Annotated in this window: 17 protein-coding genes; 10 read left to right on the forward strand and 7 right to left on the reverse strand. The window is 66.0% G+C overall.

Annotated features, from left to right (window positions below):
- Nucleotides 1-2: 2 nt before the first annotated feature.
- Nucleotides 3-2270: an OPT family oligopeptide transporter gene (locus tag CLU90_RS07145; protein WP_232731105.1), complete on the reverse strand. Its 2268-nt coding sequence runs from the start codon at nt 2268-2270 to the stop codon at nt 3-5.
- Nucleotides 2271-2469: 199 nt separating this feature from the next.
- Here CLU90_RS07145 and CLU90_RS07150 point away from each other — a divergent pair, with 199 nt between their 5' ends.
- Nucleotides 2470-4797: a penicillin-binding protein 1A gene (locus CLU90_RS07150; RefSeq protein WP_232731106.1), complete on the forward strand. Its 2328-nt coding sequence runs from the start codon at nt 2470-2472 to the stop codon at nt 4795-4797.
- A gap of 75 nt (nt 4798-4872) precedes the next feature.
- Here the strand turns inward: CLU90_RS07150 and CLU90_RS07155 are convergent, their stop codons facing one another.
- Nucleotides 4873-5532 (reverse strand): TetR/AcrR family transcriptional regulator, encoded by a 660-nt coding sequence (locus CLU90_RS07155; RefSeq protein WP_232731107.1) that lies wholly within the window; start codon nt 5530-5532, stop codon nt 4873-4875.
- 364 nt (nt 5533-5896) lie between these two features.
- Here CLU90_RS07155 and CLU90_RS07160 point away from each other — a divergent pair, with 364 nt between their 5' ends.
- Nucleotides 5897-6811, forward strand: a complete 915-nt coding sequence (locus CLU90_RS07160) for a lipase family alpha/beta hydrolase (protein ID WP_100427529.1) — start codon at nt 5897-5899, stop codon at nt 6809-6811.
- A 10-nt stretch (nt 6812-6821) separates the two neighbouring features.
- Entirely contained in the window at nt 6822-7733 is a 912-nt protein-coding gene (locus tag CLU90_RS07165; RefSeq protein ID WP_100427530.1) for a lipase secretion chaperone, read from the forward strand.
- Between the two features lie 3 nt (nt 7734-7736).
- Here CLU90_RS07165 and CLU90_RS07170 read toward each other — a convergent pair whose 3' ends face one another.
- From CLU90_RS07170 to CLU90_RS07185, 4 genes are all read right to left on the reverse strand, one after another.
- The gene (locus CLU90_RS07170) at nt 7737-10514 is read right to left on the reverse strand and encodes an ATP-binding protein (protein ID WP_100427531.1); all 2778 of its coding nucleotides are present in this window, start codon (nt 10512-10514) and stop codon (nt 7737-7739) included.
- Between the two features lie 51 nt (nt 10515-10565).
- Nucleotides 10566-11441, reverse strand: coding sequence for a putative bifunctional diguanylate cyclase/phosphodiesterase (locus CLU90_RS07175; protein WP_100427532.1), 876 nt, complete (start codon nt 11439-11441; stop codon nt 10566-10568).
- Nucleotides 11441-13036 carry a methyl-accepting chemotaxis protein gene (locus CLU90_RS30090; protein WP_269799990.1) on the reverse strand — a complete coding sequence of 532 codons (1596 nt, stop codon included), beginning with the start codon at nt 13034-13036 and terminating at the stop codon, nt 11441-11443. Before CLU90_RS30090 ends, CLU90_RS07175 begins: the two co-directional genes overlap by 1 nt.
- A 344-nt stretch (nt 13037-13380) precedes the next feature.
- Entirely contained in the window at nt 13381-15144 is a 1764-nt protein-coding gene (locus CLU90_RS07185; RefSeq protein ID WP_100427534.1) for a methyl-accepting chemotaxis protein, read from the reverse strand.
- 340 nt (nt 15145-15484) lie between these two features.
- Here CLU90_RS07185 and CLU90_RS07190 point away from each other — a divergent pair, with 340 nt between their 5' ends.
- The 7 genes from CLU90_RS07190 to CLU90_RS07220 all read left to right on the forward strand — a co-directional run bounded on the left by CLU90_RS07190 (nt 15485) and on the right by CLU90_RS07220 (nt 23829).
- Nucleotides 15485-16420, forward strand: a complete 936-nt coding sequence (locus CLU90_RS07190; RefSeq protein WP_092709496.1) for a 5'-nucleotidase — start codon at nt 15485-15487, stop codon at nt 16418-16420.
- 218 nt (nt 16421-16638) lie between these two features.
- Nucleotides 16639-20082, forward strand: a complete 3444-nt coding sequence (mfd, locus tag CLU90_RS07195; RefSeq protein WP_100427535.1) for a transcription-repair coupling factor — start codon at nt 16639-16641, stop codon at nt 20080-20082.
- Between the two features lie 55 nt (nt 20083-20137).
- Nucleotides 20138-20980, forward strand: coding sequence for a phosphoserine phosphatase SerB (serB, locus tag CLU90_RS07200; RefSeq protein ID WP_100429393.1), 843 nt, complete (start codon nt 20138-20140; stop codon nt 20978-20980).
- 108 nt (nt 20981-21088) lie between these two features.
- Nucleotides 21089-21817 (forward strand): nucleotidyltransferase domain-containing protein, encoded by a 729-nt coding sequence (locus tag CLU90_RS07205; protein WP_157808763.1) that lies wholly within the window; start codon nt 21089-21091, stop codon nt 21815-21817.
- The gene (locus CLU90_RS07210) at nt 21814-22731 is read left to right on the forward strand and encodes a TIGR04222 domain-containing membrane protein (RefSeq protein ID WP_100427537.1); all 918 of its coding nucleotides are present in this window, start codon (nt 21814-21816) and stop codon (nt 22729-22731) included. Before CLU90_RS07205 ends, CLU90_RS07210 begins: the two co-directional genes overlap by 4 nt.
- Nucleotides 22721-23575, forward strand: a complete 855-nt coding sequence (locus tag CLU90_RS07215; protein ID WP_157808764.1) for a DUF692 domain-containing protein — start codon at nt 22721-22723, stop codon at nt 23573-23575. Before CLU90_RS07210 ends, CLU90_RS07215 begins: the two co-directional genes overlap by 11 nt.
- Nucleotides 23572-23829: a hypothetical protein gene (locus CLU90_RS07220; RefSeq protein ID WP_100427538.1), complete on the forward strand. Its 258-nt coding sequence runs from the start codon at nt 23572-23574 to the stop codon at nt 23827-23829. Before CLU90_RS07215 ends, CLU90_RS07220 begins: the two co-directional genes overlap by 4 nt.
- Nucleotides 23830-23833: 4 nt before the next feature.
- On the opposite strand, the gene CLU90_RS07225 is transcribed toward CLU90_RS07220, so the two are convergent.
- Entirely contained in the window at nt 23834-25702 is a 1869-nt protein-coding gene (locus CLU90_RS07225; protein WP_157808765.1) for a serine hydrolase domain-containing protein, read from the reverse strand.
- Nucleotides 25703-25707 lie beyond the last annotated feature (5 nt).

Raw genomic sequence — 25707 nt, forward strand, 5'->3', positions numbered from 1 at the left:
CATCAAGCCTGCGGGCGATCCGTCTTCTTCTCTCTTGCCACGATATACAGCAGCACGATGATAACGGCATACGGCAGCAGCGACAGCGCGTCCGAGTGCAGGCCCGCGTAGAACGGGTTGCCGTGCTCGGCCCAGTCGGCCATCATCTGGTCGAAGTGCGTGAGCACGCCGGCCGTGATCGCGATGATGATGCCGGCCAGCGCGCCGCCGGCGATGTAGCCGGACGCCAGCAGCACGCCCGAGCTGCGGTCGCCCGCCAGCTGGCGCTCTTCCTCGTTCAGCTTCGCATTGTGTTCCAGCTTGTTGTTGCGACGATCCGCCAGCCAGCGCACCAGGCCGCCGACGAAGATCGGCAAGGTCGATGACAGCGGCAGGTACACGCCCACGGAAAACGCCAAGGATGGAATGCCGGCCATTTCCAGCACCACGGCGATCATCACGCCGAACAGCACCAGGGTCCACGGCAGTTGCTGGTCGAGGATGCCCTTGATGATGTAGGACATCAGCACGGCCTTGGGCGCATCGTATTTCTTCACTTCCGAACCGTCCGGACGCTTGCTGTAATGGCCATTGATGCCCGGGTCGACCAGGTAAGCCAGCTGGCCGTCTTCCTTGACGAAATACTTGCCGGCCGGGCCGCCCACGGTATCGGTCTTTTGCCAGACTTTATACGTGTTGTGGTCGGTATCGGCTTGCGGGCCATGCAGCTCGCCCGTCACCGTCAGCTTCGACGCATCGACCGTCAGGCCAGGCGCCACTTGCGCGGCCGGCACGTAGACGGTGCTCGCTTCGTTCAGTTTCAGCAGAATCGGACCGAGGATCAGGGCCGACGACAAGGCGCCGGCCAAAATCGCGTACTGCTGCAGGCGCGGCGTGGCGCCCACCAGGTAGCCGGTCTTCAAATCCTGCGACGTGGTGCCCGCGTTGCTGGCGGCGATGCAGACGATGGCGCCCACCGACAGGGCCGTCACATAGTAACGCCCGCCCGTCCAGCCCATGATCAGGAAGATCAGGCAGGTAAACAGCAAGGTGGCCACGGCCATGCCGGAGATCGGGTTCGACGACGAGCCGATTTCGCCCGTCAGGCGCGACGACACGGTGGCGAACAGGAAGCCGAAGACGAGAATCAGCAGCGCGCCGAGGAAGTTCATGTGCAGCGGCGTGGCGAAGGTGATCACGGCGATGATGGACAGGCAGCCGATGACGACCCATTTCAGGGGGATATCCTGGTCGGTGCGCAGGGTGGAATTGCTCTTGACGCCCTTGCCGATGCCTTTCAGGCCGGCCGACAGGCTGCGCCAGATCATGGGCATGGCGCGCACCAGCGAAATCAGGCCGCCGGCGGCCACGGCGCCCGCGCCGATGTACAGCACGTAGGCGCTGCGCACGTCATCCGCGCCCATTTCGCTGATCAACTTGGTGCCAGGAGACAGCACGGTGGTCAGGCTGTCGCCGAAGAACTTGATCATCGGGATCAGCAGCAGGTAGGACAGCACGCCGCCGGCCGCCATGGTGGCGGCGATGCGCGGGCCGATGATGTAGCCCACGCCCAGCAATTCAGGCGAAATCTCGGCACCGATGGAGCCGCCCTTGAGCGGTGCGGCAAATTCCACGCCCGGCGTATCCTTCCAGCCCTTGAACGAGATATTGAATACCTTGTACAGCAAGCCGACGGCAAAACCGCCGAAGATGATCTTGGCGCGGCGCTTGGCGTCCAGCGCGGCAGCCGAATCCTTCTCGATGCTTTCGCCGGCGGCGATGCGCGATTCTTCCGTGGCGGCCGCCTTCAGCACTTCGGCGCACGCCGTGCCTTCGGGGAATTTGAGTTCCTTGTGCTGGTCGACGATCATCGTGCGGCGCATCGGGATCATCATCAGAATGCCCAGCAGGCCGCCAAGTATGCCGACCAGCATGACGCGCGAGATTTCCAGGTCGAAGCCGAGGATCAGGATGGCGGGCATGGTCACGCCCAGGCCGAAGGCCAGCGATTCGCCGGCCGAACCGGCCGTTTGCGTGATGCTGTTTTCCAGGATCGACGAATCCTTGCCGCCCACCTTCTTGGCCAGGCCGAACAGGGTGATGGCGATCACGGCGACGGGAATCGAGGCGCTGACGGTCAGGCCCACTTTCAGCACCAGGTACAGCGAGGAGGCGCCAAAGACCATTCCAAGTATCACGCCCATGAACAGCGCGCGGAAGGTCATTTCGGGCAGTTTCGCATCGGCCGGAATATACGGCTTCACGGCGCTCGGCATTGCATCTTTTGCCATAAATCAATCCTTAATCTTTTAAAATAAACAGCCCGGATCGATGCCCGGGCTATTTGCTTGAAGCCGAGACTATCGCACAGCCGCGTTTCGATGAAAAGGTTTTTTGAGGTCCATGACGCCGCCCCGCCCGCACAGGAAGCGCCGCCGCATTGGTCTATAATCGCTGCCACCGTGCCCTGCACGCTCACGTGAGACTGCCTTGACTGCCAAACGAACCGGATTTCCCTGGCCTTCCCGCCGCGCCACCGTGCGCGGCTTCATCATCGCCGGCTGCGCCGCGCTGGCCGCCGCTGTGCTGCTGGCCGCCTATCTGTTTATGTACGTGCGCCCCCGCCTGCCCGAACTGGACGTCATCACCGACTACCAGCCGAAGATACCGCTGCGCGTGTACACGGCCGACAATGTGCTGATCGGCGAATTCGGCGAGGAGCACCGCGACTTCGTGCCGATTGCGCAAGTGCCGGAAATGATGAAGAAGGCCTTGCTGGCCATCGAGGACAGCCGCTTCTACGAGCACCACGGCATCGACTTCGTGCGCGCCGGCGGCGCCGTGCTGTCGAACCTGCGCCATGGATTCGGCCACGGCGGCGGCTCCACCATCACCATGCAGGTGGCGCGCAACTTCTTCCTGACGCGCGAAAAAGTCGCTTCGCGCAAGCTCAATGAAATCATGCTGGCCCTGAAAATCGAGGCGGCCCTGTCGAAAGAGCAGATTCTCGAGCTGTACATGAACCAGATGTACCTGGGCCAGCGCTCGTTCGGCTTCGGCAGCGCGGCGCAGACCTACTTCGGCAAACCGCTCAATGAACTGTCGATCGCGGAAATGGCCATGCTGGCCGGCCTACCGCAAAACCCCTCGCGCCACAACCCGATCAGCAATCCGAAAAAGGCGCACGCGCGCCAGCGGCTGGTCCTGAAACGCATGCGCGAACTCGATTACATCAGCGAAGGCCAGTACCAGCAGGCGCTGGACCAGCCGCTGCATATCAACAGCCGCGGCAAGCAGGGTTTCGACACCCACGCCGAATACGTGGCCGAACTGGCGCGCCAGGCCGTCTACGCGCAGTTCAAGGAAGACAGCTATACCAAGGGCATCAGCGTCTACACGACGATCCTGAAAGCCGACCAGGACGCGGCCTACGCCTCGACGCGACGCAACGTCATCGCCTACGACCAGCGCCACGGCTACCGCGGCCCGGAAACCTTCATCGACATGCCAGCCGACCCGGAGCAACGCGACGACGCCATCGACGCGGCGCTGCAAAAACGCCCGGACAGCGATGGCCTGATCGCCGCCGTCGTCACGGAAGTGGCCAGCGGCAAGGTGGTGGCCGACACGGGCGACGGCGAGGCCAAGGCCATCACGGGCGAAGGCTTGCGCTTTGCCGCCCCGGCCTTGTCCGCCAAGGCGAGCGCCGGCATCAAGCTGCGCCCGGGCGCCGTGATCCGCATCACCAGAGATGGCAAGGACAACTGGGCCATCACGCAAGTGCCGCTGGTGGCCGCCGCCTTTGTGTCGCTCGACGCGGACACGGGCGCCTACCACGCCATGGTGGGCGGCTTCGACTACAACCTGCAAAAATTCAACCACGTGACGCAGGCATGGCGCCAGCCCGGTTCGGCCATGAAGCCGTTCGTGTATTCGGCGGCGCTGGAAAAAGGCTTTTCGCCGGCCACCCTGATCAACGACGTGCCGTTGGAAATGCAGGCGGGCGGCAAGGTGTGGGCGCCGCAGAATGACGATTTCAAGTTCGACGGCCCCGTCACCATGCGCTATGCGCTGGCGCAATCGAAGAACGTGGCCTCCGTGCGCATCCTGCGCGCGCTGGGCGTGTCGTACACGCACGACTTCCTCGAGAAATTCGGCTTCGACCCGGCCCGCCAGCCGAACAACCTGACCATGGCGCTGGGCACGGGTTCCGTCACGCCCGTGCAGATGGCGGGCGCCTACGCCCTGTTCGCCAATGGCGGCCACCAGGTGGAACCGTATCTGATCGACCGCATCGTCGACGCCAAGGGCGCCATCCTGATGCAGACCAAGCCGCCCGCGCCGAACGACGACAAGACCCTGGCGCTGGACCCGCGCAACGCCTTCGTGATGGACAGCATGCTGCGCGAAGTGGCGCGCACGGGCACGGGCGCGGCGGCGACGAAAAAACTGGGCCGGACTGACATCGCCGGCAAGACGGGCACCACCAGCGACGCCGTCGACGGCTGGTTCGCCGGCTACAGCGGCGGCATCGTGGCCGTGGCGTGGATGGGCTATGACGAACCGAAATCGCTGGGCGGACGCGAATTCGGCGCCACCCTGGCCATGCCGATCTGGATCGACTACATGCGCACGGCCCTGTCGACGCGCCCGCAAATCACGCGCGCCGTGCCGGCTGGCCTGAGCCAGGTCGACGGCGAGTGGCTGTACGACGAATTCATCGACATGAATGGTGTCAAGACGCTGGATATGGACGTGGAGACGCCGACGGATCCGGCGGCCGTGCCGGAGACGGTGCCGGTGGAAACCACGAACTGAGGAACCCGCAGGTCGGGTTAGCCGGAACGGCGTAACCCGACAAGCCGCAGTCGGCTCTTGTCGGATTACGCTTCGCTAATCCGACCTACCGGTCATGCTCAGGTACCCGCGCACCGTGCTGACGACGCTGTCGGCAAAATCGTCGACATTGACCTTCGCGGCGCGGTACTTCCAGCGCTTCACGTACCAGTCCTGGAACAGGGCCAAGCAGTGCGCGGCCAGCAAGGTGGCGTCGCCCTGCGGCTTCGGTTCGATTTCGGCGATGGTGGCGGCGATCAGGGTCTGCACGTACAGTTCCGAATTCTTCGCCATGCTGCGCTGCTCCACCTGCAGCACGCGCGAATCCATGAAGACGAAATAAAACCACGGCTGCAGCACTTCGGACAGGTAGATCGACGAGCGTATCATCGCCTCCAGGCGGTCCAGCGGCGACTTCACGTCGGCGAACAGCAGCGGCAAGGCTTGCGTGGCGTGGCGCACCACGTCCTCGATCATTTCGGCCAGTTGATCCTTGCTGGTGATGTAACCATACAGGCCGCCCATCGACAGACCCGTCTCGCGGCACAGGTCGCGCAAGCTCATGGCGCGGAAGCCCACGTCATTGGCCAGGCGGAAGGTGGCGACGAAGATGCGTTCCAGATTTTCCAGCGCCGGCTTGCGGCGCTTGACGCCGATACGTTCCGCGTGGCGGTCAAGAATATATTCCCAGATGTTTTCGCCATTTAAAGGCGTCATCTGCTGAAACTGTTCAAAATTAAAATGGGTCGACAAGTGCATTCCCAAATAACGGTGTAAGAGCGATATCCATGCAATGCCTGGGCAAGGCACTGCAAGACGGCGGGACGGCTGATGCGGGGCCGATTATAGCTCAGGAAAACAACTATTTTACTTTTCAACTATGCAATGGGCGCATAAGCAACGCCAAATTCCCACAGTTATTGCGCTGCATCATGCAATTCAAATGCAATTTACATCCAGCGGTGCTACATTCAAAAAACCGAGCGCTCGCTATATTTAATGCATCGATAGAATGTGAAGGCGCGCACGGCACATCGCTACAGCATCGACATTTCCATACGATTCAAATAACGGAGACAAAATGAAGACTCGCTTTTGGCAACTGCTATCCACCCTGCTCCTCAGCATCGCCATCCTGCCCGGCAGCGCCAGCGCCGCCGGCTACACGCAAACGAAGTACCCGATCGTGCTCGTGCACGGCCTGTTCGGCTTCGACAAGCTCGGTCCCGTCGAGTATTTTTATGGCGTCCCCGACGCCTTGCGCAGCGGCGGCGCGCAAGTGTACGTGACCACCGTGTCGGCCGCCAACAGCACGGAAGTGCGCGGCGAGCAGCTGCTGTCGCAGGTGCGGCAAATCCTCGCCGCCACGGGGGCGGCCAAGGTCAATTTGATCGGCCATAGCCATGGCGGCCCCACGGCCCGCTACGTCGCTTCCGTGCGCCCCGACCTGGTGGCGTCCGTCACCAGCGTGGCCGGCGTCAACAAGGGCTCCAAGGTGGCCGACATCCTCAGCGGCGCCATTCCCAATACCAGCAATGCGCTGGGCAATGCGCTGGCCTCGCTGATCGGCATTTTGTCGGGCAACAAGGGCTTGCCGCAAAACGCGGGCGCCTCACTGGCGTCGCTGTCCACGGCCGGCTCGCTCGCCTTCAACAGCCGCCACCCGCAAGGCGTGCCTACCTCGGCCTGCGGCGAAGGCACCTATCAGGTGCAAGGCGTGTATTATTTCTCGTGGAGCGGCGCGCAACCGTACACGAATGTGCTCGACATGGGCGACCCGGCACTGGCGGCCATCAGCCTGGCCTTCGGCGGCGTCAAGAACGATGGCCTGGTGAGCAGCTGTTCCAGCCACCTGGGCAAGGTGATCCGCGACGACTACGCCATGAACCACCTCGATGAAGTCAACCAGTTCGTCGGCATCGTCAACCTGTTCGAAACGAACCCCGTCACCGTCTTCCGCCAGCAGGCCAACCGCCTGCAAGGCCTGGGACTGTAAGGAGTAGCGCATGCACGCAAAATGGATCATCGGCGGCAGCCTGGCGGCTTTGGCCCTGTACCTGGCGTTGCGCCCCGGCGAGCCGCCAGCCCCGCCGCCGGAAAGGGCGGAACCGGACCTGTTCGCGTTCGTGCGCTCAATGGAAGGCACGCGGCCAGACGGCAACGTCACGGTGGCCGCCGGCGACAAGCTGGTGGTCGACGCGGAACTGGGCCATCTGTTCGACTACTACCTGGCGGGCCTCGGCGAAAAGCCGCTGGCCGCCATCCGCAGCCAGATCGAGGCGGAGCTGGACCGGCGCCTGGCGCCCGTCCCCGCCCGCGAAGCGAAGCGTTTGCTGGGCGCCTACCTGGCCTACAAGCAGGCATTGCTCGGCGCGGAACAGGCCTTGCCGGCGCAAGCCGATGCGGCTCTGGCGGCGCGCGCGCGCCTGCATGCCATGCGCGCCTTGCGCGGCAATTACTTTACAGCCGAGGAAAGCGCGGGCCTGTTCGGCGCCAGCGACGCGTATGACGACGACGCCGTGGCGCGCATGACCATCCTCGGCGACACGTCGCTCGATGAAGCGCAGCGCCAGGCGCAACTGACGGCGCTCGATCAAAAAATGCCGCCCACCCTGCGCGCCGCGCGCGACGCGCCGCTGCAGGTGGCGCAGCTGGACGCCTCCGTCAAGGCCTTGCGGGCACAGGGCGGCGGCGACAATGAAGTCTACCGCCTGCGCGCCAGCACCTTCACGCCGGCGGCGGCCGCGCGTCTGGCGGAACTGGACCGCGAAGAATCGCAATGGCAGCAGCGCATCATCGCGTATCGAGCGCAGAAGGCCAGCCTGCCAGGCGGCGCGCAGGATGCGGCGGCCCTGCGGCAACTGCGCGACGCCAGTTTCACGCCGGACGAACAGCGCCGGCTGGGCGCCTACGAATAGCGCTCAAGCCAGCTGCGCCAGCAAGGCAGCCGCCGCCATCACGTCCACCGTTCCCCGCCCCTGCCGATAGCCCGCATGGACGGGGGCCAGCACGGCGTGCGCGGCCGCGCCGCGGCCTTGCGCCTGCAGCACGGCCGCCAGGCTGGTGGCGCAGCGCAGTTCCCAGCCTGGCGCCTGCTGCTCCCTGGCCAGCCGCAGCGCTTCTTCCAGTTGCACCCGCACCGCTTCCAGCCCGGCCGCATCGCCTTGCGCCAGCGCGCGCCAGCGCTGGTGCGCGTCACGGCGCAGCACTTCCGGCGCACTCCACGGCGCCTGGCCCGTGCGAGCGCGCCGCAGCGCCTGGCTATCGGCGGCAGCGTCGTGCAGGGTGGCCATCAAGTCGACCTGTATCGGCCAGTTGCGCACCGCAGGCCAGGGGAATGGCGTCAGCGCCTCGCCTCCATCGAGCAGGCGCTGGTAAGCGGCGCCCCAGGCGCTCCAGTACAGCAAGCCATAGCGGGCCGCATGCTCGCACAGCAGGCAAGTCCACGCATCGGCCAGCTCCCGCTGCCCGCACCACAGGGCAACGGGAATGGCATTGATGGCCAGCGCCACGCACAGCGTGACGCCATTGTGCTCGAGCCCCACGGCCACCGCCTCGCGCACCAGGGCCAAGGCGTCGTCGGGGCGGCCCTGCATCCATAGGCAGCGCGCCAGCGTGCCGCGCAGGCACACCTGCTGATCGGCCAGCAAGACATTATTGAAGCCAAGCTGGCCTGCGCCCTCGGGATGCGCGAGCACCATGCGCGCCAGCGCCGCCGATTGCGCGTAACGTCCCTGCAGATACTCGCCCACGGAGCGCATGCGCGCCAGCACCAGCCGCATCGGCGTATCGCCGCGCGCGTCGCACAGGACGGCAAGCTCGGTGACGTAACTGTCGGCGCGCTGGAAATCGGCCAGCTTCAGGCTGCAGATCCACATGCCGCAAATCGCTTCAAAGCGGCGGCTGCCATCGTCCGTGCGCATGGCCAGCGCATAGCCGCGCTGGAACGAGCGCAGCATGGTACCGGTGATGCCCTGCGTATGCAGCAGCAGGTGCGCCTGCGAGGCATGCAGCCGCATCTCGCTGTCCGGGTCGTCCAGCGCATGCGCGGCCATGCGCGCGAGCGCGCGCCCGACGCGCACGCGGTACTCGTCCATCAGCGACAGCTGGTAAAACAGGGTTTGCGCGGCCAGGGTCAGCGCCACGCCCAACGCCACGTCGCCCTCCTCGCCGAAGGCCCAGTCGATGGCGGCGCGCAGGTCGTCGACGTGGCGGCCGTAGCGCGCGCTCCAGCGGGCCGGCGGCATGCTCTTCCAGTCGGCGGCGATGCGCCCGGCCAGGCCCAGGCAATGGCGCGCATGACGCAGCAGCACGGCGCCCGCGTCCCCGCCCGCCGACAGCTGCGCGCTGGCATAGGCGCGCGTGGTGTCGAGCAGCCGGTAATACACGTGCTGGTGGCAAAACTCGATGCTGACGAGGGACTTGGCCGCCAGGTCGGCCAGCGTATCGAACACGTCGCATCCGGCCACGGCGCTGGCCGACTCGAGGCGGAAGCGGCTCCTGAACACGCTCAGCGCCTGCAGCACCTGGCGCTCTTGCGCGTCGAGCAGGCCGTAGCTCCAGTCCAGGGTGGCGCGCAGGGTCTGGTGGCGCAAGGGCATGTTGCGCGCGCCGCGCGTGAGCAAACGAAAGCGGTCGTCGAGCTGGCGGCGCAATTCGTGCAAGCCGAAATGGCCGATGCGCCCGGCCGCCAGTTCCAGCGCCAGCGGGATGCCATCGAGCCGCCGGCAAATGTCCACCACCACGGGCACGTCGGCGTCGGCCAGCACGAAAGCATCGTCGACGGCCGCGCAGCGTTCGCAAAACAGCTGCACCGCGGCGAAATGGCGGGCCGCCGCCGCATCGGGCACGGCATCGGCCGGCGGCAATTCCAGCGCGGGCAGGCGCTGCAACTGCTCGCTGGTGAGACGCAGCGGCTCGCGGCTGGTGGCCAGCACGTGCAGCAGCGGCGCGCCCTTGAGCAAGGCGTCGGCCAGCGTGGCGGCCGCGCCGATCACGTGCTCGCAGTTATCGAGCACGATCAGCATGTGGCGCGGGCGCAGGTAGGCCAGCAGGACCGGCATGGCGTCGCCGGCCGCCACGGCCACCCCGAGCGCCGTGGCCAGCGCCAGCGGCACCAGGCGGCCCTCCTCCAGCGGCGACAGATCGACGAAACACACGCCGTCGGCATAGCGGCGCAGCACGCGCGTGGCCAGGCCGACGGCCAGCGTGGTCTTGCCGATGCCGCCCGGGCCGGCAATGCACAGCAGGCGCAATTGCAGCAGCTGGTTGGCCATCGTCTGCAGCACCTCGGCGCGGCCCAGCATGCGCGTCAGCATGACGGGCAGGTTGTGCCGGGGTTCGGCGCCGGCCGCACCGGGTGCCGGCCTGCCCGTGTGCGCCAACGGCGCGAGGAAACCGTAGCCGCGCCCGGGAACGGTGGTGATGTAGCGCTGGCCGTCGCGGCCGTCGCCAAGCGCCTTGCGCAGCGCCGCCAGGTGCACGCGCAAGGTCGCGTCGTCGACGACGGCATTGGGCCAGACAATGGCCACCAGTTCATGCTTGTCGACGATGTCGCCGGCGCGCTCGAGCAGGGCCAGCAGCAAGTCCATGGCCCTGCTGCCCAGGCGTAGCGCGCGTTCGCCTTCGAACAGCACGCGCTCTAGCGGCAAAAGGCGAAACGGGCCGAAGACATAGGCCGGGGCGGGACTGTTTATCATTCTTGCGAGGGGGAGTAGGTGTTAACGCATGCGGCTTGCAGAGGACCTATTTTACTGAGCATGCGCGCCATGCCGTACCAGGCCGGCCGGCGCGCCCGCGGCCAGCAGCGCGGCCACCTCGGCCGCGGGCGCCGGGCGGTGCAGATAAAACCCCTGTACCTGCGGGCAGCCGAGCCGCCGCAGTTGCGCCATCTGCCCGCCGTTTTCCACGCCCTCGGCCAGCGCCTGCAAGCCCAGGCCCCGCGCCAGCGCCAGGGTCGAGGCGACGATGACGGCGTCGCGGCCACCGCTGCCACCGTTGCCCAGCTCATGGATGAAGGAGCGGTCGATCTTGATGGTGTCAATGGGCAGCATCCTGACATGACTGAGGCCCGAATGGCCGGTGCCATAGTCGTCGAGCGAAATGGACAGGCCCAGCGCGCGCAGCCGGCGCAATCCCTGCGTCGCCTGCGCCATGTCGTCGATGCAGCAGCTTTCCGTCACTTCCAGCTCCAGCAGGCCGGGCGGAATGGCGTGGCGCCGCAAGCAGCCCAGCACGAAGTCGGGCAGGTGCGGCTGGCACAGCTGGCGCGCCGACACGTTCACGGCGACCGGCACCACGGGCAAGCCCGCCGCGCGCCACTGCGCCAGTTGGCGGCAGGCCGCGTCGATGCCCCAGTTGCCCAGCGCGGCGATGGCGTTCGTCCGCTCGGCCAGGCCGATGAATTCGTTCGGGTAGACCAGGCCGTGGCGCGGATGGTTCCAGCGCAGCAGCGCTTCCAGGCCGACCAGGCGCAATTGCGCCGTATCGAACTTGCCCTGGTAGTGAAAGCAGAATTCGCCGTTGGCGATGGCCCTGTCCAGGCGCCCCTGCAACTCCCGGCTGCGCGCCGGCGCCCGGCACAGCCGCGCCAGCGCGCCGTGCCAGAACCTTGCCAGGCGCGCCACTAGGCCAGCAGGCGCGGCAAGGCCGGCGCAGTGCGGCCCGCCAGAACCGCCGGCCCCTGGCGCAGGCGAAACACGCTGACCACCTGCAGCAGCCTGGCCGCTTCGCCTTCCAGCGATTGCGAAGCGGCCGCCGCTTCCTCCACCAGGGCCGCATTCTGCTGCGTCACTTCGTCCATCTGCACGACCGCCTGGCTGACCTGGCCGATGCCCGTGCTTTGCTCGGCGCTGGCGGCCGTGATGTCGGCCACCATCTGGCTCACGCGTCCCACGGCCGCCACCACGTCCCGCATCGTGGCGCCCGCCTGCGCCACCAACGCCGCGCCCGCGTCCACCTGCTGCGTCGAGTTGGCGATCAGGGCGCGGATATCGCGCGCCGCCGCCGCGCTGCGCTGCGCCAGGTTGCGCACTTCCGTTGCCACGACGGCAAAGCCGCGCCCCTGCTCGCCCGCGCGCGCCGCTTCCACGGCCGCGTTCAGGGCCAGGATATTCGTCTGGAAAGCCAGCATGTCGATCACGCCGATGATGTCGGCAATCTGCGCCGACGACGCGCTGATGGCGTCCATCGTATGGATCACCTGGCCCACGGCTTGCCCGCCGGCGCCGGCGATGTTCGCCGCCTCGACGGCCAGCACGCTGGCATGGCGGGCATTGTCCGCGTTCTGCTGCACGGTCGAGCTCAGTTCCTCCATGGCCGATGCCGTCTGTTCGAGCGAGCTGGCCTGCTCCTCGGTGCGCGAGGACAGGTCGATATTGCCGGCCGCGATCTGCGACGAGGCCGTCGCGATGGTGTCGGTGCCGCTGCGCACCTGCTGCACGATGTCGAGCAGGTTGCCGTTCATGATGCACAGCGCGTCGAGCAGCTTGCCCGTTTCATCGCCGCCGTGGCGGCCGAAGGTCGACGTCAGGTCGCCGGCGGCCACGGTCTGCGCCACGCTCAAGGCATGGCGCAGCGGATCGACGATGCTGCGCGTGACCAGCCAGGCCGTGACGAGCGAGAAGAGCACGGCCAGCGCGCTCAGCGCCAGCATCATGTTGCGCGCCGTGGCGTGTTCCGCGCGCACCTGGGCGCCCGCTTCCTCCATCAGCCCATGCTGGTGCGCGATCAGGCTTTCCAGCGCCGCCATGTAGCGCAGCTGCTCGCCGCGCACGGTGCCCAGCAGCAAACCGGTCGCTTCGTCGCGCGCGCCCTCGCCCAGCAGGGCCAGCACCTTGTCGCGCCCGCCATTGAACGCGGCGCGCGCCTGCGTCACGGCCGCCATCAGCTGGCGGCCCTGCGGCGACAGCACCACCTGTTCCAGCTGCGCCAGCCCCTTTTCCGTTTCGCCGCCCGCCCTGGCGATGGTGGCGCGTTCCTGCGCCAGCTGCTGCGGCTCCGTCATCAGCAGCAGGTTGCGCGAGGAGCGTGCGATGATGTTGACATTCTTGATGATGTCGTTGGCCAGCACGGTTTTCGGATATTTGTCATCGATCACGTCGCGCATGCGCAGCTCCAGGCTCGACAGGCGCAGCATGCCCAGCACGGCGGTCGCCAGCAGCAGCAAGGTCAACAATGCAAAGGCGCAGCGCAAGCGCGTGCCGATTTTCATATTTGCCATCTTCATTCGCATCCTTCAGTGTGGTGCATCGGTCATCGCGCCGGGCTCGCATGCAAGGCTGACGGCAATGGCTGCCGCCTGCCAGGTATGGCCGGACGCAGCAGGCGGAAGGGTCAGCCGGGATGTGGCCGAGGCGGGAACAAGGGCGGTACGGCAGGCAGTGTGAGTTATCTCACAGGCAATGTCGCGTTAAGTTTTGCAAAGATTTGCTTAGATGGCAAAACAGCTATTTTAATAACGCTGTTTTTTTAGTAAGTAGTAGCCGCAGTGCGCGCCGGCGCATACATGTAAAAACGGCCGCGCAAGGCGGCCATCCGGTAGCGCATGCTGGCGCCTTCACGCCATCAGAACACTTCCCACTCGTCGTCGCGCGGCGCGTTCTGGCGCTGGGACGGCACGGCGCGCAAGGCCGGGCGGCCCGCCGCGGGACGTGATGCGGGACGCTGCGGCGCTACGCTGGCCGCCACGGCACGCGGCGCGGCCGGCTTTGCCTGCGCGTTTGCACGTGCGGCAGGCGCCTGCGCGCCATCGAGCTTGAAGACGCTGACCACCTGGGCCAGCTGGCCCGATTGCTCCTGCAGCGATTCGGCCGCGGCGGCCGCCTCTTCCACCAGGGCAGCATTCTGCTGCGTCACCTGATCCATCTGGCCGATGGCCTGGTTGATCTGGTCGATGCCCGAGCTTTGCTCCTGCGTGGCCAGGCTGATTTCCGCCATGATGTCCGTCACGCGCTGCACGCTGGCGACGATTTCGGCCATCGTGCTGCCCGCCTCGGCCACCAGTTTGCTGCCCGTATCGACGGCCACGACGGAGTCGCCGATCAGCGTCTTGATTTCCTTCGCTGCGCCAGCGGACCTTTGGGCCAGATTGCGTACCTCGGTGGCCACCACGGCAAAGCCGCGTCCCTGCTCGCCCGCGCGCGCCGCTTCCACGGCCGCATTCAAGGCCAGGATGTTCGTCTGGAAGGCGATGCCGTCGATGACGGAAATGATGTCGACGATCTTGCGCGACGAATCGTTGATGGCGTCCATGGTTTCGACCACCTTGCCCACCACGGCGCCGCCCTTGACCGCCACGCCCGAGGCGCTCAGCGCCAGCTGGTTCGCCTGCTGGGCGTTGTCCGCGTTCTGGCGCACGGTCGACGTCAGCTCTTCCATCGACGACGCCGTCTCTTCCAGCGAGCTGGCCTGCTCTTCCGTGCGCGAGGACAGGTCCAGGTTGCCGCTGGCAATTTCCGACGAGGCCGTGGCGATGGTTTCCGTGCCGCTGCGCACCTGGCCCACGATGCTGACCAGGCTGGAATTCATGTCTTTCAGCGCCTGCAGCAGCTGGCCCGTTTCTTCCGTCGTGTGCACTTCGATCCGGCTCGTCAGGTCGCCCGAAGCCACCGTTTGCGCCACTTTCACGGCCGAATTGATCGGCTGGGTAATGGCGCGCGTGATGTAGGCGGCGCAGCCGATGCCCAGCGCGGAGGCCAGCAAGCCGAGGATGACCATCAGGCTTTCCGAGCGGACCACGGCCGCGCTGCCGTCCTTGACGCTGGCGTCGGCCACGCCGTTATTGAGCTTGATGATCTCGTTGAGCGTGCCTTCGGCCTTGCCGAATAACGCGCGCGAATCCTGGTACTGCTTGTAGAACGCCACGAACAACTCTTTCTGCCGCGGCTCGTCGCGGTTATCGGCCAGCTGGCGCAAGATGGCCCGCACCTTGTCGTCGTCGCCCTTCCAGGCCGCCCACTCGCCCTGGAAGCGCTGCCACAGCACGGCTTCCTCGGGGGTTTGCGGCAGCGGCTCGTACAGCTTGCGGCCCGCCTCGATATTGTTCCACGCCTTGGTGCGCAGCTGCAGCGCTTCCGCAAACTTGTCCTGTGCCTGGTAATTGTTTTCATAGATGGCGGCCGTCAGGGTGGCGGCGGCGACGGCCGTCTGGCCTTCGCTCATCATCATCAGGCCCTGGATCGACGGCAGGCGCACCACGCCGATTTCATTGACGGCATTGCCCACGGTGGCGATGCCCGCGTAGCCGCTGATGCCCACCACCAGCAAGGCCGCCATCATCACGGCAACGAGCGTCGCCAGTTTCCATTTGATCAGTAAATTCTTAAACATGGCTAGATCCTTTATAAAGTCACGACGACTGCTGGCAAAGTTGAGGCTGGCATGTTCGAGTAAAACAGCTGACACTTGTATAAAGGTGGCGGGGATGGGGCGTACGCTTCGTTACAATTGGCGAGATTTGATAAGTGGAAGCATAGAGGAAAAATATGGTTCTGGCTGATACATACTTGATACAAAACAAGATTTATTTCTTTCCTGTGGCGCGTGTTGCACAGCGGTCAAAAAAATTGACAGGGCGCCCCGCTTTGGTGCAAAAAATCCCCGTGCCTCCCTATTGGCTGCGCAGTTGATAGTCGTATAAGATGAGCAACAAGCAAACAACAGGCAGACCATGGCTTATCCTATCGAACACAAACTGGTGATCGGGGTCGCTTCCAGCGCCCTGTTCGACCTGGCCGAATCGCACCAGGTCTATCTGGACAACGGCCCCGAGGAATACCGCAAATACCAGGAAACGCATATCGACACGGTGCTGCCGCGCGGCGTGGCCTTCCCCTTCATCCGCCGTTTCCTGAACATCAACAAGCACTATCCGCGCCAGTCGCCCGTGGAAGTGGTGCTGTTTTCGCGCAATTCGCCTGAAACGGGCTTGCGCGTGATGCACTCGATCGCCCACTACGGCCTGGACATTTCGCGCGCCGCCTTCATGACGGGCAAGTCGCCCTACCCCTACCTGCCCGCCTTCAACGCCTCGCTGTTCCTCAGCGCAAATGAAGGCGACGTGCGCAGCGCGCTGGCCTGCGACTATCCGGCCGGCCTGGTGCTGCCGTCGCGCACGGAAGACGATGAAAACGACGAGGAACTGCGCGTGGCCTTCGATTTCGACGGCGTGATCGCCGACGACGAAGCGGAAACCGTCTTCAAGCGCAACAACGACGTCGATGAATTCCACGCCCATGAAACCCTGAACGTGGGCACGCCGCACCGCCCCGGCCCGCTGGCCGGCCTGTTCCAGAAGCTGGCCACCATGCAGCGCCTGGAAGAAAGGGCCCAGCGGCGCGACCCCGGCTATAAAAAGATCCTGCGCATCGCCATCATCACGGCGCGCAACGCGCCCTCGCACGAGCGAGTCGTGACGACCCTGAAAAGCTGGGGCGTGGCGGCCGACGAGACGTTTTTCCTCGGCGGCATGGACAAGTCGCGCGTACTGGCCGTGTTCAAGCCGCATATCTTCTTCGACGACCAGCTGAGCCACCTGAAATCGGCGGGCGGCACCATACCGATGGTGCATGTCCCCTTCGGCATCGCCAATGCCCGCGCGGGATAAAACCTGCTGCGCGTCGTGCTTTGCGGCCTGCGATGCTCACCGTACCAGCGTACGGTTGCGCTTCTTAGCCACAAATCACTGCCGCTCGCGACGGTTTTCTCAAGCGCGGAGATAAGGGCGATGGTCTATAATCTCGCCTGTCAGCGCCGTCACTGGCGGCGCGGCGCGCACCACAGCTGTTCCACTCAACTGCCTCTGCCACTAGTGTCATCGCCTGCATGTCCTTAGACTTAACAAAAGCCCTCCCCAAGCCCGGCAACCGCTATGCGCTGCCCGCCCTGTATGGTTCATCCGACGCCTATGCCCTGGCGCTGGCCGCCTTGGCCTTGAAAGCGCGGGGCCAGATGCTGGCCGTGGTGGTGGCGCAGGCCAGCGACGGCCAGCGCCTGCTCGATGAAATCCCCTGGTTTGGCGGCAAGGACCTGCGCTGCCACCTGCTGCCGGACTGGGAAACCCTGCCCTACGACGCGTTCTCGCCGCACCAGGACCTGGTCTCCGAGCGCCTGGCCACCTTGCACGAAATCCAGACACGCCAGTGCGACGTGCTGATCGTGCCGGCCACCACGGCGCTCGTGCGCCTGGCCCCGCCATCCTTTTTGGCCGCCTACACCTTCTTCTTCAAGAAGGGCGAAAAGCTCGACGAAGCGCGCCTGAAGTCGCAGCTGACCCTGGCCGGCTACAGCCATGTCTCGCAAGTGATGTCGCCCGGCGAATACTCGGTGCGCGGCGGCCTGCTCGACCTGTTCCCCATGGGGTCCGCCCTGCCCTACCGCCTCGATTTGTTCGGCGACACCATCGAAACCATCCGCACCTTCGACGCCGACACCCAGCGCTCGCTGTATCCCGTGCATGAAGTGCGGCTGCTGCCGGGCCGCGAATTTCCCATGGACGAAGCGGCCCGCACCACCTTCCGCAACCGCTGGCGCGAACAGTTCGAAGGCGATCCATCGCGCTCGGTCGTCTACAAGGACATCAGCAGCGGCATCGCCTCGGCCGGCATCGAGTACTACCTGCCCCTGTTCTTCGAGCACACGGCCACCCTGTTCGACTACCTGCCGCCCGACGCCTCGCTCGCCCTGGTGGGCGAGATCGACGCTGCCATCGGGCGCTTCTGGACCGACACGCAGTCGCGCTACCGCTTCCTGAAGGCGGACCGCGAGCGGCCGATTTTGCCGCCCGAATCGCTGTTCCTGTCCGACGAGCAGTTCTTCGGCCTGGCCAAGCCGTATGCGCGCCTGGCGATCAGCAAATCGAACGATGCGCTGGCGTCCGAACTGTCCGCGCCCATGCCGAACATCGCCGTCAACCGCCGCGCCGACGATCCGCTGGCCAACCTGCGCAGCTATTTGCTGCAATCGGGACGCCGCGTGATGATCTGCGCCGAATCGAACGGCCGCCGCGAAACCTTGCAGCAGTACTTCAGCGAATACGATCTGCACCTGACGCCCGTGGAAGGCAGCGACGGCTTCCTGCAATCCGACGCCAAGCTGATGCTGGGCGTGGCGCCGCTGCATGCGGGCTTCGAGCTGTTTACGCCCGAGGGCAATCTGGCCTTCATCACCGAAACGGAGCTGTACGCCGGTTCCGGCCGCCGGGTCGGCAGCAAGAAGCAGGAAGGCGTGACGCAGGTCGAGTCGATGGTGCGCGACCTGTCGGAGCTGAAAATCGGCGACCCCGTCGTGCACATCAACCACGGCATCGGGCGCTACATGGGCCTGACCAGCATGGACCTGGGCGAAGGCGAGACGGAGTTCCTGCATCTGGAATACGCGAAGGACACCAAGCTGTACGTGCCCGTGTCGCAGCTGCACGTCATTTCCCGCTATTCGGGCGCTTCGCCGGAAGACGCGCCGCTGCATTCGCTCGGTTCGGGCCAGTGGGAAAAGGCGAAGAAGCGCGCGGCCGACCAGGTGCGCGACACGGCCGCCGAGCTGCTCAACCTGTATGCGCGCCGCGCGCTGCGCCAGGGCCACTCGTTCGAATTCTCGTCGCACGATTACCAGCGCTTCGCCGACAGCTTCGGCTTCGACGAAACGCCGGACCAGGCCGAGGCCATCCACAACGTCATCAAGGACATGACTTCCGGTAAACCGATGGACCGCCTCGTCTGTGGCGACGTCGGCTTCGGCAAGACGGAAGTGGCGCTGCGCGCAGCCTTTATCGCCGTCATGGGCGGCAAGCAGGTGGCCATCCTGGCGCCCACCACCCTGCTGGCCGAGCAGCATGCGCAAACCTTCGCCGACCGCTTCGCCGACTGGCCCGTGCGCATCGCCGAGCTGTCGCGCTTCCGCAGCGGCAAGGAGATCACGCAGGCGTTCAAGGGCATGGCCGACGGCACCATCGACATCGTCATCGGCACCCATAAACTGCTGTCGGACGACGTGAAATTCACGCGTCTGGGCCTCGTCATCATCGACGAGGAACACCGATTTGGCGTGCGCCAGAAGGAAGCGCTGAAAGCGCTGCGCGCGGAAGTGGACGTGCTGACCCTGACGGCCACGCCGATCCCGCGCACCCTGGGCATGGCCTTGGAAGGCTTGCGCGACTTTTCCATCATCGCCACGGCGCCGCAAAAGCGCCTGGCGATCAAGACGTTCGTGCGCAGCGAAGGCGAAGCCATCATCCGCGAAGCGTGCCTGCGCGAGCTCAAACGCGGCGGCCAGATCTATTTCCTGCACAACGAGGTGGAAACCATCCAGAACCGCCTGGCCATGCTGACGGAACTGCTGCCCGAGGCGCGCATCGCCGTGGCGCACGGCCAGATGCACGAGCGCGACCTGGAAAAGGTCATGCGCGACTTCGTCGCCCAGCGTTTCAACATCCTGCTGTGCACGACGATCATTGAAACGGGCATCGACGTGCCGACGGCGAACACCATCATCATGCACCGTGCCGACAAGTTCGGCCTGGCGCAGCTGCACCAGCTGCGCGGCCGTGTGGGCCGCTCGCATCACCAGGCCTACGCCTACCTGCTGGTGCACGACGTGCAGGGCCTGTCGAAGCTGGCGCAGCGCCGCCTGGACGCCATCCAGCAGATGGAAGAACTGGGCAGCGGCTTTTACCTGGCCATGCACGACCTGGAAATCCGCGGCGCCGGCGAGGTGCTGGGCGAGAGCCAGTCGGGCGAGATGACGGAAATCGGCTTCCAGCTGTATTCGGACATGCTCAACGAAGCCGTGCGTTCGCTGAAAGCGGGCAAGGAGCCGGACCTGGCCGCGCCGCTGGCGTCGACCACCGAGATCAACCTGCACGTGCCGGCGCTGCTGCCGGCCGACTTCTGCGGCGACGTGCACGAGCGCCTGTCGATCTACAAGCGCCTGGCCAACTGCGCCACGCAAGAGAAGATCGACGATATCCAGGAAGAGCTGATCGACCGCTTCGGCAAGCTGCCCGACGCCGTCAAGGCCCTGGTCGAGACGCACCGCCTGCGCATCGGCGCGAAAACCGTGGGCATCGTCAAGATCGACGTGCATGGCGAGGCGGCCACCCTGCAATTCATGGCCAAGCCGCCGATCGACCCGATGCGCATCATCGACCTGATCCAGAAAAACCGCCATATCAAGCTGCATGGCCAGGACAAGCTGAAAATCACGGCCGCCATGCCGGACCTGGCCGCGCGCGTGACGCAGATCAAGACCACCATCAAGCAATTGACGGTATAGACCATTTCGATAATTAATGCAGGACTGCCACATGACCACTACCAAGACCATCACCATGAATCTGATCCTGCAGGGCCTTGACGGCGATAGCGCCCGCCTCGAGCGCATCGCCGCGCTGGCCGCGCCGACGTCCGTCACGCGCCTCGGTCCGAACGCCGTGCGCTGCGAACAGATCGCCTACTCGCCCGCGCTGCGCCCCACGATCGAAGTGGCGGCGCAGGCGGCGCAGCTGGACGCCACCTACATGATGGGCCAGCGCGAACTGCGCGAATTCAAGCTCGTGGCGATGGACATGGATTCGACCCTGATCACCATCGAGTGCATCGATGAAATCGCCGACATGCAGGGCTTGAAACCGCAAGTGGCGGCCATCACGGAAGCGGCCATGCGCGGCGAACTCGATTTTGCCGCCAGCCTGAAGCAGCGCGTGGCCCTGCTCGAAGGGCTCGACGCGTCGGCCCTGCAGCGCGTCTACGACGAGCGTCTGAAACTGTCGCCGGGCGCGGAAGCCATGCTGGCGGCCGTGCAAAAGGCCGGCCTGAAAACCCTGCTGGTGTCGGGCGGTTTTACCTTCTTCACCGAACGCCTGAAGGAACGCCTGGGCCTCGACTACACGCATGCGAACGCACTGGAAATCGTCGACGGCAAGCTGACGGGCAAAGTCCTGGGCGGCATCGTCGACGCGGAAGAAAAGCAGCGCACGGTGGAGCGCGTGTGCGCGGAACTGGGCATTTCCCCATCCGAAGCCATCGTCATGGGCGATGGCGCCAACGATTTGAAAATGATGGGCATCGCCGGCCTGTCCGTGGCCTTCCGCGCCAAGCCCGTGGTGCGCTCGCAAGCCGACGTGGCGCTGAACTTCGTGGGACTCGATGGCTTGCTCAACGTCTTGAGCTGAGTCGGCGCCAGCTTAGCCCTATCGGGCGGGCGGTGCGCGCGCGATGGCATAAGTTTGCTATATTGAAAACTTGTGACCATCCGCCAGCCCATTGTGAAAGAACGCCGCATGCCGCCACCGCTGCCAGAAGAGATACAACGCCACCTCGATATATTCGTCGCCGCCGCGCAAAAGGCCTTCGGCGCCGACCTGGCCGCCGCCGTACTGTTTGGCTCGGCCGCCGATGGCCAGCTGCGCGCCACCTCCGACGTCAACCTGCTGTTGCTGCTCAAGCGCTTTACGCCACAGGCAGCCGATGCGCTGCGCGGCCCCTTGCGCCTGGCGCACGCCGCCATCGATTTGCAGGTGATGTTCTTGCAAGAAAACGAATTGGCGCAGGCCGCCGACGCCTTTGCCGTCAAGTTTGCCGACATCATCGCGCGCCACCGGGTGCTGCATGGCGCTGACCCTTTCGCCAGCCTGCACACGAGCCGCGACGCCGTGCTGCGCCGCCTGCGGCAAGTGCTGCTGAACCAGCAGCTGCGCATGCGCGAACGGTATATGCTGTTGAGCCTGACAGAAGAACAGCTGGCCAGCGCCATCGCGGACGCGGCCGGCCCCCTGCGTTCGGCGGCGGCCTCGCTGGCGCAACTCGATGGCAAGTCTGCACAATCTGGCAAGCAGGCGCTCGAAGCGTTTGTCGACCAGCTGGGCGACCCGGCCCTGCACGCCGCCCTGCAAGCCATGTCGGCCGCGCGCGAAACGGCACGCCTAGCGCCGGGGCAGGCCCTGCCCGCCTTCACAAGCCTGATGGCGATTACCGAACGCCTGCGCGAACACGCGGAGCAGATGCGGTGAACGGCTTCAATCCCTTTGACTGGAGCGGGCCATCGTTCCTGCTGGCCTACCTGATCTTCGGCGCGCTCGTGTACTACCTGGCGCGCGAGCTGCTGATCCGCATGGAATTGCGCAATCCGCACGCCCAGCTGTCGCTGGCAGATGATCCCTACCGCATCGCGTTCCTGCGCGGTGGCGCCCTCGAAGCCGTGAAAATCGCCGCCATCGTGCTGGTCGACCGGGGCTTGCTGCGCGCCGACGGCCCGCTGCTGGAAACGGCCAACGCCGACAGCCTGCGCTTTGCCAGCCACGATATCGAACGCGACGTGCTGCGGCTGTACCTGGGGCGCCAGGGGCACAGCAAGGAACTGGCCGTGCAAGCCGAGATGCTGCCGTCGTGCCGCGCCTACGAGGAGACGTTGACGCAGCAGGAATTGCTGGTCGGCCCGCAGCTACTGCGCCGGCGCGCACGCATCACCTGGGCCGCGCACTGGCTGCTGCTGACGGTGGCCGGCGTCAAGGCCGTCATCGCCATCAGCCGCCAGCACTACAATCTGCTGTTCCTGGCGGTCCTGCTGGCGATTTTTCTCCTCATGCTGCGCGGCTTGCGCACCAGCGCGAGCAGCTGGAGCGCGCAGCGGCTGCTGACCGACCTGCGCATGCTGTTTGGCCGGCTGAACATGCGCTCATCGCGCCTGCAGGCGGGCAACAGCAGCGCCGACATGGCGCTGCTGGCCGCCATCTTCGGCATCAGCGCCCTGCCCTTGTCCGTGTACGCGTATGTCGCCGAGCTGTATCCGGTGCCCCGGCAAAATGGCGGTGGCGACTCCTCGTCCGGCAGCACGGGCGACTCGGGCGACTCGTCATCGGGCGGTGGTGACGGCGGCGGCAGCGGCTGTGGGGGATGCGGCGGTGGCGGCGGCTGTGGCAGTTAGCCAGGAGACCGCGCGCGACCGTGTCGGCCTGGGCTGGCGCGCCGAACTGGCTGCCGGCATCCTGTCCAACCTGGCGCGGATCGACGTGCTGGAAGTGATCGCCGACGATTATTACGGCGCCTCGCGCGCCGGCATCGCCGCCTTGCGCAGCCTGGCGCGGCAGGTGCCGGTCAGCCTGCATGGCGTCGGCATGGGACTGGCGTCGACGATTCCCGCCGAGCCGCGCCGGCTGCATGCGATGGCGCGCCTGATGCAAGCGGTGCAGGCGGAATCGTGGTCCGAGCACCTGAGTTTCGTGCGCGCCGGCGGCATCGAGATCGGCCACCTGGCCGCGCCGCCGCGCACGCCGCACAGCGCCGCCGGCGCCATCGCCAATATCGCGCTGGCCACGCGCATCGTCGGCAGCGCGCCGCTGATGGAAAACATCGCCACCCTGGTCCAGCCGCCGGCCAGCACCATGGACGAAGCGGCATGGCTGGCGCAGATTATCCACGGCGCGCAAGTGCCGCTGCTGCTCGACCTGCACAACCTGTATGCAAATGCCGTCAATGCCGGCGAGTCGCCGCAGGAACTGCTGCTGCGCCTGCCGCTGGACAGGGTCGGCGCCGTGCACCTAAGCGGCGGCCACTGGATCGCTGCGCCGGACGGCGGCCAGCGGCTGCTGGACGACCACCTGCACGACGTGCCGCCCGAAGTCTTTGCTTTATTGACCGTGCTGGCGCGCCATGCGCCGCAACCGTTGACGGCAATCGTCGAACGCGACGGCAATTACCCGTCGTTCGAGCATGTGCTGGGCCAGCTGGAACTGGCGCGCGCGGCCTTGCGCGCGGGGCGAGCCGCATGAGTTCCCCCGCACTGGAAACCTATCTGGCAAGGCTGTACACGGACGACGCCCTGCGTGCCGCCTTCCTGCTCGAACCCCATGCGCAAGCCCTGCTGCATGGCTTGTCGCCGCAGGAAGCGGAAGCGATGGCGGCGATCGACCGCATCGGCCTGCAGATGGCGGCGGCCAGCTATCGTTCCAAGCGCACCGCACACGGTACCCGGGCGGCACCGGCGCAACGCTGGTGGCGCCGGCTGATTGCTGGCTGGACCTGACGGCCTACAGCTGCCACATACGCAGCGGCAGCAATCCCCACCAGGCCAGCACCAGCAGCAGTTGCAAAGCCGCCAGCAAGGCCACCCAATCCCATTTCGCCCACGAGCCCGCCTCGGCCGGCGTGCCGCGGCTGCGCCAGCAGCGGGCCAGGCCGAACGCCGTCGCCAGCGGCAGCGCGCCCGTCACCAATACCAGCAGCACACTGGCGATGGTGACGTCGCCCAGGCGCAGGTAGGACTGGAAATAGAAAAACGGCAGCGGCAAGAGCAGCGCCAGCATGGCCAGCAAAGGCGCGAACAGATGGTCGCCCCGCTCCAGGCTGCGCAGCGCGGCGCGCCACACGCCCACCACCAGTACGTACAGCAAGCCGGCAGCCCCCAGGGCCAGGCTGCCCCACAGCACCAGCATGCGCAGCATCGACGCGCGCTCATAGCTGCGCAGGCCGTCGCTGAGGATATGCTTGCCGTCTTCCTGCATCAGCACGTGCGACGGCGTGCTGCGGTCGCTGGCGCGGAACAGCAGGCCGCCCACCGGTTCCAGTTCCTTCGGCTCGCCCTGGAACGGGATCAGGAACAGCGACTCGCCATCCCATTTCAGCCGCGTAAAACCGAAGACGGCATCGACCCAGGCCATGCTGGCCATGGGGCTCGGCGACGGCACGTAGACGCCCTGCCAGTTTTCCACCGTGGGCGCGGGCGTACCGCGCGGGGCCGGCGCGCGCAGCGGCAGCTCCAGGTCGCGCAGCAGCAGGCGGTTGAAGCGTTCATAGTCGGCCCGCTCGGCATCCGTATTGAAGGCCACGAAGAAGGCGCTGTCCTGCTCCGGGTAGATGCACAGCATGGCGCGAAAACCGACGGCCGTGCCAGGGTGGCAGGCGCCGACCACGTTATGGCGGTCGCGCACGGCCAGCGCCAGGCCGTGGCCCGTGGCCAGGCCCGCCTGCGCCGCATCCGTGCCGGCCGGCTCGGACAAGGCGCCCATCAGGGCCAGGTCGATGAACTGCGCGCCCTGCAGCTTGCCGTCTCCCATCAGGAAGCGCGCCAGCCTGGCCATGTCGGCCGCCGTGGTGGTGAACTGCGCGGCCGGGCGCAAATACTGGGGCACGGCCGGCTGCGCCACGCCATGCTCGAAGTGGCCCATGGCCAGGCGCGGGTCCGCGAGCGATCCCGCCTGACTGACGAAAGCAAACGTGCTGTCCGCCATGCCCAGCGGCTGCAGCAGCTGCGCATCGAGGTAGCGCTCATAGGGCTGGCCCGTGACCTTCTCGATCACCATGCCCAGCAAGCCATAGCCCATGTTCGAGTACGCATAGCGGCTGCCGGGCCGGGCGCGCACGCGCAGCAGATTGCCGCCGCCGTCGAAGGCCTCGGCCAGCGGCGTGTCCGGCGCCGGGTTCAGGCTGAACGCCTGCCAGAAGCGCACATTATCGATACCCGACGTATGCGCGAGCAAGTGGCGGATGCGCACGGGGTCGCTGGCCAGCCACGGATTTCTCAGGGCGACTTCCGGCAGCACCTGCTGCAAGGGCGTGTCGAGCGTGAGCTTGTCTTCGCTGACGAGGCGCAGGACGCCCAGTGCCAGCGCCACCTTGCCCACGGAGCCCACCTGCATGCGCGTGTCCGCCTGCATCGGTATTTGCTTGGCGGCATCGCGCAAGCCGGACGCGCCGACTTTGACTGTTCCGTCGGGCAAGACTTCGCTCCAGACGGCACCCGCCAGGCCCTCGTCCTTCAAGCCGGCCGCAAACTCCGCCTCCAAGGTAGGGCCGGCGGCGTGGGCCACGGTGGCACAGCACAGCAGCAAGGCCGGCACGGCCCGCTGCAGCCACGACCTGGCGCGCGCGGCCAGGGTCGGATATCGATCTCGTTTCAACAATG

This window comes from Janthinobacterium sp. 67, assembly GCF_002797895.1.
Lineage (GTDB): Bacteria > Pseudomonadota > Gammaproteobacteria > Burkholderiales > Burkholderiaceae_D > Janthinobacterium.

Bases quoted from the DNA above. Each gene is read 5' to 3' on its own strand.
- CLU90_RS07170 (WP_100427531.1), bottom strand. From the start codon at position 10,514: ATGATAAACAGTCCCGCCCCGGCCTATGTCTTCGGCCCGTTTCGCCTT.
- CLU90_RS07160 (WP_100427529.1), top strand. From the start codon at position 5,897: ATGAAGACTCGCTTTTGGCAACTGCTATCCACCCTGCTCCTCAGCATC.
- CLU90_RS07165 (WP_100427530.1), top strand. From the start codon at position 6,822: ATGCACGCAAAATGGATCATCGGCGGCAGCCTGGCGGCTTTGGCCCTG.
- CLU90_RS07205 (WP_157808763.1), top strand. From the start codon at position 21,089: ATGCCGCCACCGCTGCCAGAAGAGATACAACGCCACCTCGATATATTC.
- mfd (WP_100427535.1), top strand. From the start codon at position 16,639: ATGTCCTTAGACTTAACAAAAGCCCTCCCCAAGCCCGGCAACCGCTAT.
- CLU90_RS07145 (WP_232731105.1), bottom strand. From the start codon at position 2,270: ATGGCAAAAGATGCAATGCCGAGCGCCGTGAAGCCGTATATTCCGGCC.
- CLU90_RS07185 (WP_100427534.1), bottom strand. From the start codon at position 15,144: ATGTTTAAGAATTTACTGATCAAATGGAAACTGGCGACGCTCGTTGCC.
- serB (WP_100429393.1), top strand. From the start codon at position 20,138: ATGAATCTGATCCTGCAGGGCCTTGACGGCGATAGCGCCCGCCTCGAG.
- CLU90_RS07155 (WP_232731107.1), bottom strand. From the start codon at position 5,532: ATGACGCCTTTAAATGGCGAAAACATCTGGGAATATATTCTTGACCGC.
- CLU90_RS07190 (WP_092709496.1), top strand. From the start codon at position 15,485: ATGGCTTATCCTATCGAACACAAACTGGTGATCGGGGTCGCTTCCAGC.
- CLU90_RS30090 (WP_269799990.1), bottom strand. From the start codon at position 13,036: ATGGCAAATATGAAAATCGGCACGCGCTTGCGCTGCGCCTTTGCATTG.
- CLU90_RS07220 (WP_100427538.1), top strand. From the start codon at position 23,572: ATGAGTTCCCCCGCACTGGAAACCTATCTGGCAAGGCTGTACACGGAC.